Below are 13,056 nucleotides of genomic sequence, written 5' to 3'. Positions count from 1 at the left end.
ATGAACCCATCACAAAAGTCTGCCTATTTACCATCAAAAATAAACAGCAGTTCAGAACTTTTCTACACTCTGTTTTCTCCGGAGACAACAAAAGCCACCCTTCTCATTGTTCACGGTATGCAGGAACACAGCGGAAGATATGCAGAGATTGCAGAATATTTTGCGTCTCATGGAATTGCTGTATTGACCTATGATCACCTGGGACATGGAAAATCGGTAAAGGACAAAAAAGATATTGGTTTCTTCCAGCTTGAAAAACCGGATGAAAGGCTTGTAGCAGACGCAGAAATGATGGCAGATTATCTTGCAGAACAATATCCGGATGTCCCCCATTTTATTCTGGGACATTCTATGGGATCTTTTATTACACGATGTCTTCTTCAAAAAGCAAGCAGTAAATTTTCCGGAGCTATCATTACAGGAACCGGCGGACCTTTACCGGGAATCGATATATTGAGAGGTTATTTGTCATTAGCCACAGCTATCGCTCCTCGTCACCGTACTTTTTTGAATTCTGTTTTTACGAGCGTCAATAACAAACATTTTAAAAAGGATCAAGATTTCAGTGATACCAGCTGGCTCAGTGTAAATCCTAAAAACCGACAAGCTTTTGAAAAGGATGAACTTTGTGGAATTCCGTTTACTCATAATGCTTTTTATACTTTATTTACCATTTATAAAAAAGCGACAGCGAGAAACTGGGCTGCACCTATTTCTAAATCATTTCCTTTTTTATTCGTAAGCGGACAGAAGGATCCGATCGGTGATTTTGGAAAAGGAGTCATGCAAACCGTCAACAACTTAAAAATTGATGGTTTTCAAAATGTGGACGTGAAAATCTATCCGGATATGCGTCATGAGATTTTAAACGAATCCATAAGAGAACAGGTTCTGAAGGAAATCCATAACTGGATCTTAAAATAATAAGAACAAAATAAAAATTCCAGATAGCATTGATCTGGAATTTCTGTATAAGTTTCGGCTAGCCGATGGAGTTGTTTTGATTTTGAAGGCGGGCTAAAGCCCACCCCTATTGAATATCTAAAGGATTTTGTCTGATTTGCAAGAAATATAATAATTACCCCAGCATCAATTCTCTTTCAATTCCAATCTCCTGAAGAAAAACTTCATCATGGGAAATCACCAGTAGAGTTCCATGATAATCTTTTATAGAATTGGTGAGAATTTCCACATTCTGGAGATCTAAATTATTCGTAGGTTCATCAAGGATAATCATATCAGGTGCTTTATTACTAATGGAAAGACCGCAAAGAAGCAACCGTAAACGCTCTCCGCCACTTAGCATTCCACATTTTTTGTCCCAGGTATCTTTCCAAAATAAAAATCTGGACAGTAATGTTTTCACTTCGGATTCCTGCATGGCACAGTCATTGAAAGTCTGTACAAAATCGTAAAGCGTTGAATCATTATCAATAAGGGAATATTCCTGGTCAATATAGATACTGTTGAATTCTGTCTTATTTATTTTTCCTTCCGAAGGTTTAATATTTTCCAACAGAAGCTTTATCAGGGTAGTTTTTCCGGAACCGTTTGAGCCTTTCACTGATATTCGGTCTCCGCTTCGCACCTCCATACTGATGTTTTCTTTCCAGAGTTTTTCTTTTCCGTAAGTGAAATTAATATCTTCAACGGTAACAAGGATCTTTCCTGAATGTAGATTGGAATCATTAAAATTAACTTTCATCTGATCAGAATTCTTTAAGGAGGAACGCAGATCTCTTAAGTCACCGGAAATCCCACTAATTTTCTCTGCGTGTACACTTTTAAGTTTTGAACTGTTTTTTTCAGCATTATTCCGAAGCGTATTCATCATAATTCTGGCGACTCCGGATTTTTCCTGCTTCCCTTTACCTCTTGCATCAAGTTTTTGCTTTCGTTCCAGAGTTTCCCGCTCCTTTTCTTTTGCTTTTTTCAGAGCACGTTCTTTGGAATGGATATCATTTTGCAATGCTTCCTCCTCCACTTCTTTCTGTTTGGCATAAAAGTCATAGTTTCCACCATAAGTTGCAATTCCCTGATTGCTTAATTCGAATATAGTATCCACAAGATTGAGCAAAGTACGGTCGTGGCTTACGATAACCACTGTTGCATCTGTTTTGTCAATAAGATCATACAAGAGTTTTCTTCCTTCCCTGTCCAGGTGATTGGTCGGTTCATCCAATACGATAATATCAGGTTGGTTGATCTGAATTCCAGCGAGAAAAACTTTAGTCTTCTGTCCTCCGCTCAGGTCTTCCAGTTTTTGAGTTAATTCAAAATTTTCGAGCCCCCAATGCTCCAAAGCATTCTGGCATCTTTCTTCAATATCCCAGTCGTCATTGAGCGTTTCAAAATATATTTCGTCCACCTCTCCATTGGTAATTTTTTGAAGAGCATGGAGTTTCTGATCTATCCTCAGGCATTCTGCAATGGTAAGATCATTTAAATTTCCAAACATCTGCGGTACATAAAAGATATTACCCCGGATATTAGTATTGCCGTTTAGAGGCTGTATTTCTCCCGCGATTATTTTCAGCAGGGTTGATTTTCCCACGCCATTACTCCCTACCAGAGCAGATTTGGTATGAGACTGTATTGTTAAATTGATATGATTAAATAGAAGATTTCCTCCCGGAAACCCAAAGGATATATTTTGCAGTAAAATCATGATTTCTTTCTTAATAAAGGTTGAACACCAGCAACATTCTTGTTACCGTTTTATTGAGTCTGAAAGAAATGATATCCTACATGTCTGTTTTTTTGGGTTTTGAAAGAACAAAGATACTCATTTTTCTGAATATTTGTTTTCATCAATAATCAGGACATTTATCATTATCCTTTTCTTCCTTATTTCAAACACCTGCTTTTCAAAAGTATTTTTAAAATCTATTTTTTGAGGCTATACCATTCTATCTCATTAAAAAGCTTGTTGTTATGAATGTTTAAACAGACTTCATCAGGATATTGAATTTTGTGATCCGGAAAACATCAAACTTTCAAACTGATAAAAACAGGAAAGTATTTTAATCAAAAATCCGTAACTTTGCCAACTACTAAAAATTTTATGGAAAGCATTAAAGTTCACGACAAAACTTTCGTTCCTTATTTAAAGGATGCCGAAATTCAGGAAATTGTAAAAGAGACAGCGTTAAGAATTTATGAAGATTACAAGGATGAAGTTCCTGTTTTCATTGGGGTGTTAAATGGAGTGGTGATGTTCTTCTCTGATCTTTTAAAATATTACCCGGGAGAATGCGAAATTGCCTTCATTCAAATGAGTTCTTATGTAGGAACAGAATCTACAGGGATCGTTTATCAGAAAATGGAGCTTACTAAAGACGTAAGAGACCGTCATATTATTCTTGTGGAAGACATTGTAGATACAGGAAATACCGTTGAAAGTCTTTTCAAATATTTCAAAGAAACACAACGTCCAAAATCTGTAAAACTGGCTAGTTTCTTATTGAAACCTGAGATTTACAAGAAAGATTTCAAACTGGATTATATCGGAAAAGAAATCCCGAACAAATTTGTACTTGGATACGGGCTGGATTATGATGAATTAGGAAGAAACCTTCCGAATTTATATCAGTTGGAAGACGGACAAATCAACCATTAAATGCTGTTGGCTATTAGCTGATAGCTTTTAGCTTAAAATTATATAAAGAAATAAATTTAATAATAACTTAAAAAAGCTGAAAGCAAAAAAGCAAGCCGCCAAAAGCCACAAGCCCGAAGCAAAATGCCCATTGCTGGAAGCGTATCAACATTATGATAAACATTGTTCTGTTCGGCCCTCCAGGAAGTGGAAAAGGAACACAAGCTCAGAATCTAATCGAGAAATTCAATTTAAAACAGGTTTCAACAGGTGATCTTTTCAGATACAATATGAAAAATGACACTGAACTTGGAAAACTGGCTAAGTCATACATCGATAAGGGAGAATTGGTTCCGGATCAGGTAACAACAGATATGCTGATCGACGAGATCAAAAAACCTACTGATACCAACGGTTTTATTTTTGACGGATATCCAAGAACAACTGCTCAGACAGAAGCTTTGGAAACCATCGTTAAAGAAGTACTGAATGATGAGATTGACATCTGTCTTTCATTGGTAGTAGAGGACAAAATTTTGGTTGAAAGACTTCTGAAAAGAGGTGAAACCAGCGGAAGATCAGACGACAGCAATGTAGAGATCATCGAAAACAGAATTAAAGAATATTATACCAAAACAGCAGAAGTTGCCGAGCTTTATAAGCAGCAGGGTAAATATGTAGAGGTAAACGGTATTGGAGAAATTGATGAGATTTCCCAAAAACTTTTCGCTGAGGTAGAGAAAATTAAATAATCGGGATATGGCAAGCGATAAGAAGTTTCATCCCTGCAACCCGCAACACAAACTATATGTCTAACTTTGTAGATTACGTAAAGATCCATTGTAAAAGCGGACACGGAGGTGCTGGTTCTGCCCACCTTCGCCGTGAAAAGTATATTCCTAAAGGTGGTCCTGACGGTGGCGACGGAGGTCGTGGCGGACACGTCATCATGAGAGGAAATGCTAATGAATGGACTTTGCTTCCACTCCGATACACTCGTCACATAAAAGCTGAACGAGGTGAAAACGGAGCGAAAAACCAGCTGACAGGAGCTGACGGTTCTGATATTTATATTGATGTTCCAATTGGGACTATCGCTAAAAATGAAGAAGGTGAAATTATCGGAGAAATCCTTGAAGATAAGCAGGAAATCATTTTGATGCAGGGAGGAAAAGGAGGAAAAGGAAACGAACATTTCAAATCCTCTACCAACCAAACTCCAAGATATGCTCAGCCCGGAATGGATGGTGAAGAAGGCTATGTGGTCTTCGAACTTAAAATTTTGGCCGATGTAGGACTTGTTGGATTTCCAAATGCTGGAAAATCTACACTTTTAGCATCTGTTTCTGCGGCAAAACCAAAAATTGCCAATTATGCTTTTACCACTTTAACTCCTAACCTTGGGATTGTAGATTACAGAAATTACAAATCATTTGTAATGGCTGATATTCCCGGGATTATTGAAGGAGCAGCAGAAGGAAAAGGCTTAGGACACAGATTCCTCAGACATATTGAAAGAAACTCTATCCTTTTATTCTTAATTCCGGCTGACTCTGAAAATCATTTCCAGGAGTTTAAAATTCTTGAAAATGAATTGAAAGAATATAACCCAGAATTACTGGATAAAGATTTCATTGTTTCCGTATCAAAATCTGATCTTTTGGATGATGAACTGAAGAAGGAAATTGCAGCAGAGTTCCCGGAAAACAAACAGCCTCTGTTCTTCTCAGGTGTTACCGGAGAAGGTCTTATGGAGCTGAAAGATGCTATCTGGAAACAATTGCACGGATAGAAATACATTGATTTATCAGTTTTATTTTGAAAATAGAACTGCATTATAAAACAACAGCCTTAGGAGAACCTGAGGCTGTTTTCATTTATACAATTTCTTCTATTCAATATTTTAAACCATTAAGAATGGATATAAGAAATGAAGTAAAGTTAAGATGAATCATTCTGATTTCTTAAGCATACGGCAAAGCTTATCTTTATATTCTTAACACCTTAATACAATCTTAATGGTTCAAAAAAGCAAAGGCTTAAACAACTTTCCTTTTCTATATTTAACATAAAAACATAGTAAGATGAATACTTTTGGAACAATTATTGGGAGACCTTTTCAAATTGAAAAAACTATGAAATATTTGTTAGCCATTTATGCATTTGTGTTGTTGACATCGTGTATAACGTCTCAAAAAGTAAATTCAAAATATACTAAAATTGAATATGAGGCTACTCCATGTTTTGGATTCTGCCCTGTTTTTACAATGACAATCAATCCGGACAGAACTGCAGTTTTTGAAGCGGAACATTTTAATTTTAATGATAAGCCTTCAAAAGATGAGTTTTCAAAGCCCCGTGAAGGTACTTTTAAAGGAACCATTAAAGAAGAAGATTACAATAAATTAATCAGTTTACTTGATGACTTACATGTAAAAAGTTTGAATGATAAGTACGGTGAACACAATATTACCGATCTTCCAACGTCTTATTTAAGAATCAAATTTGCTGACGGAACTTCAAAAAATGTGGAAGATTATGGAAAACGTGGAAGTGAAAAGCTTTCGGAAGTGTATCAGTTTTTTGAAAACTTAAGAAAGAATCAACAATGGGATAAAGTGAAATAGCTTCACTAAAATATTTAAATTATCTTTGTAAAAGTAATTCCTTCGTTTGGAGGAATTATTTTTTTATAAAAACTTTTAATCATTTAAAAATAAATATGAAGAAGAACATTTTCTTTATCACAGTATTTGCTTTCTCAGCAATATTTAATGCACAAGAAAACACAAAAGATCAGGCATCTATGAGCTTTGGCGTCAAGGGAGGATATTCATTATCCAATATGAAGTTTTTTGGAACCGGGCTGGATTCAAAATCCTATTTTTATTTAGGTATTGCAGCAGAGCAGCCTTTATCTTCTAAATTTGGCTTACAGGCTGAATTACTATATACTCAATTGGGTGGTAAAGACGCTTATCCCTGGTATGAGTTGGTAGGCAATGAAGTAGTAGACGTGGGTGATATGCACTTTGATTACAAATTCAACCAGATACAGGTTCCCATTTCAGTAAAATATTATATTGTTCCAGAGCTTTCTGCTTCTGTAGGGATGAACTTAGGATTTAATATATCATCCAAAGTAAAAATGAATACTGTTTTTGATGAGGCTGAAACCCACAATTACGAATCTTTAAAAACCTTGAACTTATTTCCTTTTCTGGGTGCAGAATATAAGATTAATCAAAAGTTTTTTGTTGACGCCAGATACAATTTCAATTTTATAGAAATGAATAGAAGCAATGCTGTTCCTACTAAAATTGGATTTCTTCAGGCTGGTGTAGGATATAGATTTAAATAAACTGCGGATATGTAACAGAAAAAAATGGCGGCTCACATTCGGGTTGCCATTTCTATTTTTCAATAAGCAATAAGTCTAAAAAAAGTGGAATAAGATACTTAAAAATATTTAGACTACCTTTGCAGAATGTAATTCTTTCAGACTGAAGGAATTTTTATTTAAATTTTAAAATAATTCATTTGAATTTTACAGACTTAAACTTAATAGAACCTATTGCAAAAGCAATTCAGGAACAGGGATACACGACTCCTACTCCTATCCAGGAAAGATCTATTCCTGATATCCTGGAAGGCAGAGACTTTTTAGGTTGTGCGCAAACAGGAACAGGAAAGACAGCAGCTTTTTCCATCCCTATTTTACAGAATTTATCTAAAAATAAAATTCCCAATAAACATATAAAAGCGTTAATCCTTACTCCCACCAGAGAACTGGCGATTCAGATTGAGGAAAATATTAATGCTTACGGTAAATATCTTCCCTTAAAGCAACTTGTTATTTTCGGAGGAGTAAAACAAGGAAATCAGGAAGCAGCTTTGAGAAAGGGTGTTGATATTCTGGTAGCAACTCCGGGAAGACTTCTGGATTTTATTGCACAAGGAATCATCAGCCTGAAAAATCTTGAGATTTTTGTTCTTGATGAGGCAGACAGAATGCTGGATATGGGTTTTGTACATGATGTAAAAAGAATCATTAAACTTTTACCTCAGAGAAGACAGACTTTATTCTTTTCGGCAACAATGCCGACTGAAATTCAGAAACTGGCTAATTCTATCTTGAATAATCCGGTAAAGGTAGAGGTAACTCCGGTTTCTTCTACTGCCGATACCATCAAACAATCTGTGTATTTCGTAGAAAAAGACAACAAACTGAATTTGCTTTCTCATATTCTTCAAAATGATATTTCAGACTCTGTATTGGTTTTTGCAAGAACAAAACACGGTGCAGATAAGATTTCCAGAAAGCTTCAGAAAGACAATATCTCCGCAGAAGCGATTCATGGTAATAAATCTCAGAATGCGAGACAGAATGCGTTGAACAATTTTAAATCCGGAAAAACAAGAGTTCTTGTAGCGACTGACATTGCTGCCAGAGGGATTGATATTGATGAGCTGAAATTCGTGATCAATTTTGAGCTTTCTGATGTTTCTGAAACCTATGTACACAGAATCGGAAGAACAGGAAGAGCAGGAGCCGAAGGTAATTCTATATCTTTTGTAGACGGACTTGATCTTTTGAACTTAAAGAATACTGAAAAACTAATTGGAAAGAAAATTCCTGTAATCAAGGATCATCCGTTCCATACTGATGACCTGGTAGCACAGAAAAGGGATTCTAATAACAAACCTGTAGCTGCAGGGGGTGGAAAACCTAAAACAGGTAATGGTAACACTTCAAGACCGAATAACAACCGTAAAAAGCCTGCAGCGGGGGCTTCAGTAGGGTTTAAAAAACCTAAGAATAAGAATTTCACCAGAAAAAAATAAAAACGAAACCCTTTTCAAAAACGAAAAGGGTTTCTATTTATCTTAAAGTTCAGAACTTTATAATTTAAAAAGTTTCTTTGCATTTTCTGTCGTGATGCGGTCTATCTCAGAAAAATCTTTTCCATAGATATTTACCAGCTTTCCGGCAACCAGATCCAGATAAGAGCTTTCATTCCTTTTTCCCCTGTGGGGAACCGGTGCCAGGTATGGAGAATCTGTTTCCAAAACAATTTTATCCAACGGAACTTCATTCAGAAACTGGTCTATTTTTCCGTTTTTAAAGGTCACTACTCCACCGATTCCTAAAATGAAGTTAAGGTCAATAGCATGCTGCGCCTGTTCGAGATTCCCTGAAAAACAATGGAAAATTCCTCTTAGTTTCGGGTGCTTTTTTCGTTCTAAAACTTCAAAGGTCTCATCAAAGCTTTCTCTGGTGTGGATCACAATCGGAAGGTCTCTTTCTATTGCCCAGTCAATCTGCTGTTCAAAAGCTTTTACCTGAATATCCAATGTCGTCTTATCCCAGTACAAGTCAATTCCGATCTCTCCAATTGCTGGAAAATGTCTTTGATCAAGATATTTTTTTACAATTTCAAGTTCTTTTTCCCAGGATTCCGGTTTTACATAGCAAGGATGTAATCCCATCATTGAAAAAATCTGTCCCGGATATTCTTTTTCCAGCTGCAGCATTTTTTCATGTGATTCAGAATCAATAGCAGGAAGATAAAATTCTGTAATTCCTTTATCTACTGCTCTTTGAATAGCTTCTTTTCTGTCTTCATCAAATTCTTCTGCGTATAAGTGTGTATGTGTATCAATCATTTTATTTAAAATTTCAATAGATCTTCGTAAGGATTTTCAAGTCCCAGCAATATTCCGAAAGCGGGCTCCGTTTTTATTCCCTGTTTTTTAAGTTCTATTATTCTTTGTTTAAATTCTTCTCCTTTTTCTTTTAATATTTTGTATTCGGCCATCATATGAAGATAAGCGTTCTGCTGTTTTGTAGGCTTATTCTGTCCAAAGATCTCAATGGGAAACCCATCCAGCATAAAATTTAAAGTCATGCATTTTTCCCCGTTTACAATAGGATATTCCACTTCTACATCGTGAGGAATAAGCTGACAAAATAGTAAATCATCCAGAAAATCCTGTTCATATTTTAAATCCACCTCGAAAATAAGATCCAGATCACTTCCTTTGATATCAATCTCTATAGGAACAGTTCCTGCTAAAATAGGAGAATAGTCCTTCAATTTATCAAAAACACGATATTTTGTAAGAATTTCGTAAGCTTTTTTCTGTCTTTCATTTCCATCTTTCAGATAGTCAATTCTGGTGAAATCAAGCATTTAAAATATTTTATGTTTTACTTTTTTACGCTGTACTTCAATTCTCTGATCCAGTTTTTCTCTGAACTCGATAAACTTAGGATCTTTCTTATCACTGGTTTTATGTTCCAGGGCTCTCATAATCTTAAAGTTTTCTTTGATAAAATTCTGAGTTTCTTCTGAAAAATAAGATTTTCCAAACTTCTCAAAAATATAATTTACCGCCTGTGTACTAGGATGAATCATATCTTCTTTATAGAAACGATAGTCCCGGAGGTCATCCATCAAAATCTCATAGACAGGCAGATAATGACAGTCTTCAAAGAGAGAAATAGACTCGTGGATAGCAGTGATTAATTTGGACTTACTTAACTGATTTTCTACCATTCCATCTTTGGTATGCCTTACAGGTGAAACAGTAAATAAGATTTGTACTCCTTCTTTACAAATATCTTTAAGATCCAGAATCGTCTGGTAAATTGAAGTGGTGAGTTCCTGATGAGATAGCAGTCTTTTCTCAAAAAACTTTTGCGGAATTTTATGACAGTTGGCTACCAGCTTTTTCTTGGGAAGGAATTCATAAATAAATGAGGACCCGTAGGTAATAATAATCCAGTCGGCTTCCTGAAGAAAGGCATTTCCTGCTTCAATATCTCCATTAATTTTATCTAGGGTCTGATGAATATAACGGGTATCAAAACTGGTATGATGATCCAGAGAGATATATTCTTCATTGTAAGTGATTAGTTCCTCTTCTGCGTAAAATGCAGAGTCATGTAATCTGTTGACTGCATTATTGATAGAAAAAGGGTTAAAAATAGTCCCAAAAGGATTATTAAGGGTCTGAAGTTGTCCGTCCTGGAGTAAATCCGTCATTTCAGAGGCAAAACATGAGCCTATTGAAAATATTCTATCTTCAATTTCAATCTTCTTTTCTGATGCGGGAATATCAACTTCTGTTCTGAATTTCATTTATAAGGGATTAGGATTTAGGTATCAGGACTCAGGTCAACTAACTCCTAAGCCCTAATTCCTATAACCTTATTTAACTTTCTCTTCTCAACAAATAATTGGCCAGTTCAATAAAAGGTTTTTTCTTTTCTTCCGGCACATCAATTTTCTGAAGATAACTTTGTCCAATCTCATTATGTTTTTCAATCAGACGTAATGCTTTTTCATCTACTTTTGTTCTTCTGAAGATCTTTTCTACTCCATATACTTTATCAACATTTTCAGTCTTCTTAGAATACCAGTAGTCCAATTCTTTTCTTTCTTCGTCTGTAGCGTGTTCTCTTGCTAGCAGATACAGAACAGTTTTCTTGTTTTCGTAGATGTCTCCGGCATGTTTTTTACCAAACTGCGCCTGATCTCCGAATACATCAAGATAATCATCCATAATCTGGAAGGCAATTCCGATATGTTTTCCGAAATTGAAAATAGCTTTGGCATCTTTAAAATCTGCTCTTGCAATCAAAGCTCCGATTTCAAATGAAGAAGCACTTAATACCCCGGTTTTATAAGTAATCATTCTGATATAGTCATCAAAAGTAACATTTTCCTGAGTTTCAAAATTAATATCGTACTGTTGACCTTCGCATAACAGAAGTCCTGTATGGGTAAATATTCTGATACATGCCTTGAATATTTCAGGTTCCAGATCCTCAAAAAACTTATACGCTTTCAACATCAGTCCGTCTCCGGAAAGAATTCCTACATTAAGCCCGTGTAAAGTATGAATAGTAGGCTTGTTCCTTCTTAAAGGAGCCTCATCCATAATATCATCATGGATCAGGGTGAAGTTATGGAAAAACTCGATAGCCAATGCCGGCTTGATTGCCTGCTTAAGATCTCCACCGAACATATCACATGCCATTAACACCATAATAGGACGAAGGCGTTTTCCACCATGGGAAATAATATAGTTCATCGGATCATAGAGCTCCGAAGGTTTATCTTTAAAAGTATATTTAGTGATGGCATCTGCAACAATCTGCTGGTATCTGTCTAAAAATTCCATAAAATCTTATAATTTGAACAAAAATACGATTTTTCAAGGCTTTATAAAACAAAAAAACATCGTTTTGATGAGGATTTTTATGATTATTCGCTATTCTAAAAAATTATTAAATTTCTTCTTATTTTCTTCAATTCTTTTTCTGTACTCTGGAGTATTAATTTTACCCTGGGAAGGGTCATTAATGTATTCTTTACGCTTTTCTATGTATTGAGCTTGAGTAATCAACAATCCTTTTTTATATTCTATAGGTAAATTCGTTTTAGTTATAGAAAGAAACTCAAAATTAAAATATTTTTTTTCATCGCTGACCTCTAAAATCAATCCGGGAAGACCTTTAAACTTATAAGGACCATCATTAACAGGTATTTCATGAGTAAACCATGCTATATATATTCTCTTTCCAACTTTAGCAACAGCTTTTGTACATTTATATCCTTGAATAACTTTAGTTATCAAGTTATCAATCTTCCAATGAATGTTTTCTGTACGAAAGGTATAAAAGTCATTACCTAAGTGATTTGATATGTAGATAGAATCATTATCCTTATAAACACAATGTCTTACTTTCGATTGTAGTAATTTACCTGGTTCTACAATACTGCCAGTCTTTATTGCAGTTTCCAGCTGTTTCTTAAAACCATCAGAAAATGCTTTATAATTCTCACTATAATAAACAGATTTGTTACTATTAGCCAGGAGTATCATTGGTTCTGAAACAACGCTTTCTATATTCAAAGTATCCGTTATATATGAAAAGTTGTATCTGACTTCCAGTATAGAAATATCTCTTTCTAATTTAGGAGATTGACTTTTAATAAAGATTAAAAGAAAATAAAAAAATATACCTAATTTTTTTTTCATAAAAAAATAAATACAAGGTAGGTCAAACAGCTTCAGACAACATTAAACAGGCGGATTCTCATAGCTGGCATGGCCACAATCCTGTTGATTATACATTTCCCATTCATTATTTACACAATCATACGTATCGAAATCAGTATCTAGAACAGTTTGATAAGTAGTTCCACAAACAGTCTTTAGTGTTATTAAATAACGTGTAAATAAAACGGCTTGGGCTGTTTTTTCATTCTTAAAATTAAAATTATTGGCTTTAATAAGTGCTGCCAACATAAATGCTGAAAGAATTAATAGTTGTTTCATTGTAATTTGTATTAATAAACTTTTTTGTTCAGAAGTATTGCAAAGTGTTTATCTAATGTATAAAACAAATAAACTATAAAACAATAGAAATCAACAAAATAAGAAAC

The 13,056-nt window shown here is 35.0% G+C and carries 14 protein-coding genes; 7 read left to right on the top strand and 7 right to left on the bottom strand.

Going from position 1 to position 13,056, the window contains the following annotated elements; genetic code table 11:
* A complete protein-coding gene (locus RHP76_RS21015) occupies positions 1 to 924 on the top strand; it encodes an alpha/beta fold hydrolase (protein WP_311228963.1) in 924 nt (307 codons plus the stop codon).
* 154 nt (positions 925 to 1,078) lie between these two features.
* Here RHP76_RS21015 and RHP76_RS21010 read toward each other — a convergent pair whose 3' ends face one another.
* Entirely contained in the window at positions 1,079 to 2,668 is a 1,590-nt protein-coding gene (locus RHP76_RS21010; RefSeq protein ID WP_311228962.1) for an ABC-F family ATP-binding cassette domain-containing protein, read from the bottom strand.
* 396 nt (positions 2,669 to 3,064) lie between these two features.
* Here RHP76_RS21010 and RHP76_RS21005 point away from each other — a divergent pair, with 396 nt between their 5' ends.
* The 6 genes from RHP76_RS21005 (at position 3,065) to RHP76_RS20980 (ending at position 8,443) form a co-directional block, all read left to right on the top strand.
* Entirely contained in the window at positions 3,065 to 3,619 is a 555-nt protein-coding gene (locus RHP76_RS21005) for a phosphoribosyltransferase (protein ID WP_047374145.1), read from the top strand.
* 152 nt (positions 3,620 to 3,771) lie between these two features.
* Positions 3,772 to 4,350, top strand: a complete 579-nt coding sequence (locus tag RHP76_RS21000; protein ID WP_311228961.1) for an adenylate kinase — start codon at positions 3,772 to 3,774, stop codon at positions 4,348 to 4,350.
* A 56-nt stretch (positions 4,351 to 4,406) separates the two neighbouring features.
* A complete protein-coding gene (gene obgE / locus RHP76_RS20995; protein WP_076596748.1) occupies positions 4,407 to 5,390 on the top strand; it encodes a GTPase ObgE in 984 nt (327 codons plus the stop codon).
* 343 nt (positions 5,391 to 5,733) lie between these two features.
* Entirely contained in the window at positions 5,734 to 6,225 is a 492-nt protein-coding gene (locus RHP76_RS20990) for a DUF6438 domain-containing protein (protein WP_311228960.1), read from the top strand.
* A 95-nt stretch (positions 6,226 to 6,320) separates the two neighbouring features.
* Positions 6,321 to 6,959 (top strand): porin family protein, encoded by a 639-nt coding sequence (locus RHP76_RS20985; RefSeq protein ID WP_062676422.1) that lies wholly within the window; start codon positions 6,321 to 6,323, stop codon positions 6,957 to 6,959.
* 179 nt (positions 6,960 to 7,138) lie between these two features.
* Positions 7,139 to 8,443 (top strand): DEAD/DEAH box helicase, encoded by a 1,305-nt coding sequence (locus RHP76_RS20980; protein WP_311228959.1) that lies wholly within the window; start codon positions 7,139 to 7,141, stop codon positions 8,441 to 8,443.
* 57 nt (positions 8,444 to 8,500) lie between these two features.
* On the opposite strand, the gene RHP76_RS20975 is transcribed toward RHP76_RS20980, so the two are convergent.
* The 6 genes from RHP76_RS20975 to RHP76_RS20950 form a co-directional block, all read right to left on the bottom strand.
* Positions 8,501 to 9,265 (bottom strand): TatD family hydrolase, encoded by a 765-nt coding sequence (locus RHP76_RS20975; protein ID WP_311228958.1) that lies wholly within the window; start codon positions 9,263 to 9,265, stop codon positions 8,501 to 8,503.
* 5 nt (positions 9,266 to 9,270) lie between these two features.
* Positions 9,271 to 9,792, bottom strand: coding sequence for a DUF4269 domain-containing protein (locus RHP76_RS20970; RefSeq protein WP_311228957.1), 522 nt, complete (start codon positions 9,790 to 9,792; stop codon positions 9,271 to 9,273).
* Positions 9,793 to 10,743, bottom strand: coding sequence for a GSCFA domain-containing protein (locus tag RHP76_RS20965; RefSeq protein ID WP_311228956.1), 951 nt, complete (start codon positions 10,741 to 10,743; stop codon positions 9,793 to 9,795).
* A gap of 73 nt (positions 10,744 to 10,816) precedes the next feature.
* Entirely contained in the window at positions 10,817 to 11,788 is a 972-nt protein-coding gene (locus tag RHP76_RS20960; protein ID WP_062676428.1) for a polyprenyl synthetase family protein, read from the bottom strand.
* A gap of 90 nt (positions 11,789 to 11,878) precedes the next feature.
* Positions 11,879 to 12,649: a GLPGLI family protein gene (locus RHP76_RS20955; RefSeq protein ID WP_280212696.1), complete on the bottom strand. Its 771-nt coding sequence runs from the start codon at positions 12,647 to 12,649 to the stop codon at positions 11,879 to 11,881.
* A gap of 42 nt (positions 12,650 to 12,691) precedes the next feature.
* Positions 12,692 to 12,949, bottom strand: coding sequence for a hypothetical protein (locus tag RHP76_RS20950; RefSeq protein WP_311228955.1), 258 nt, complete (start codon positions 12,947 to 12,949; stop codon positions 12,692 to 12,694).
* Positions 12,950 to 13,056: the final 107 nt, after the last annotated feature.

It is taken from the genome of Chryseobacterium sp. SG20098 (assembly GCF_031844745.1).
Taxonomy (GTDB): Bacteria; Bacteroidota; Bacteroidia; order Flavobacteriales; family Weeksellaceae; genus Chryseobacterium; species Chryseobacterium cucumeris.
The sequence above is the reverse complement of the archived record's forward strand: the minus strand, read 5'-3'. Positions and strand labels throughout refer to the sequence as shown.

Coding starts and splice junctions, on each gene's coding strand:
- RHP76_RS20950 (WP_311228955.1), bottom strand. CDS start 12,949: ATGAAACAACTATTAATTCTTTCAGCATTTATGTTGGCAGCACTTATT.
- RHP76_RS20985 (WP_062676422.1), top strand. CDS start 6,321: ATGAAGAAGAACATTTTCTTTATCACAGTATTTGCTTTCTCAGCAATA.
- RHP76_RS20955 (WP_280212696.1), bottom strand. CDS start 12,649: ATGAAAAAAAAATTAGGTATATTTTTTTATTTTCTTTTAATCTTTATT.
- RHP76_RS21010 (WP_311228962.1), bottom strand. CDS start 2,668: ATGATTTTACTGCAAAATATATCCTTTGGGTTTCCGGGAGGAAATCTT.
- obgE (WP_076596748.1), top strand. CDS start 4,407: ATGTCTAACTTTGTAGATTACGTAAAGATCCATTGTAAAAGCGGACAC.
- RHP76_RS20965 (WP_311228956.1), bottom strand. CDS start 10,743: ATGAAATTCAGAACAGAAGTTGATATTCCCGCATCAGAAAAGAAGATT.
- RHP76_RS21000 (WP_311228961.1), top strand. CDS start 3,772: ATGATAAACATTGTTCTGTTCGGCCCTCCAGGAAGTGGAAAAGGAACA.
- RHP76_RS21005 (WP_047374145.1), top strand. CDS start 3,065: ATGGAAAGCATTAAAGTTCACGACAAAACTTTCGTTCCTTATTTAAAG.
- RHP76_RS20960 (WP_062676428.1), bottom strand. CDS start 11,788: ATGGAATTTTTAGACAGATACCAGCAGATTGTTGCAGATGCCATCACT.
- RHP76_RS20975 (WP_311228958.1), bottom strand. CDS start 9,265: ATGATTGATACACATACACACTTATACGCAGAAGAATTTGATGAAGAC.
- RHP76_RS20990 (WP_311228960.1), top strand. CDS start 5,734: ATGAAATATTTGTTAGCCATTTATGCATTTGTGTTGTTGACATCGTGT.
- RHP76_RS20970 (WP_311228957.1), bottom strand. CDS start 9,792: ATGCTTGATTTCACCAGAATTGACTATCTGAAAGATGGAAATGAAAGA.
- RHP76_RS21015 (WP_311228963.1), top strand. CDS start 1: ATGAACCCATCACAAAAGTCTGCCTATTTACCATCAAAAATAAACAGC.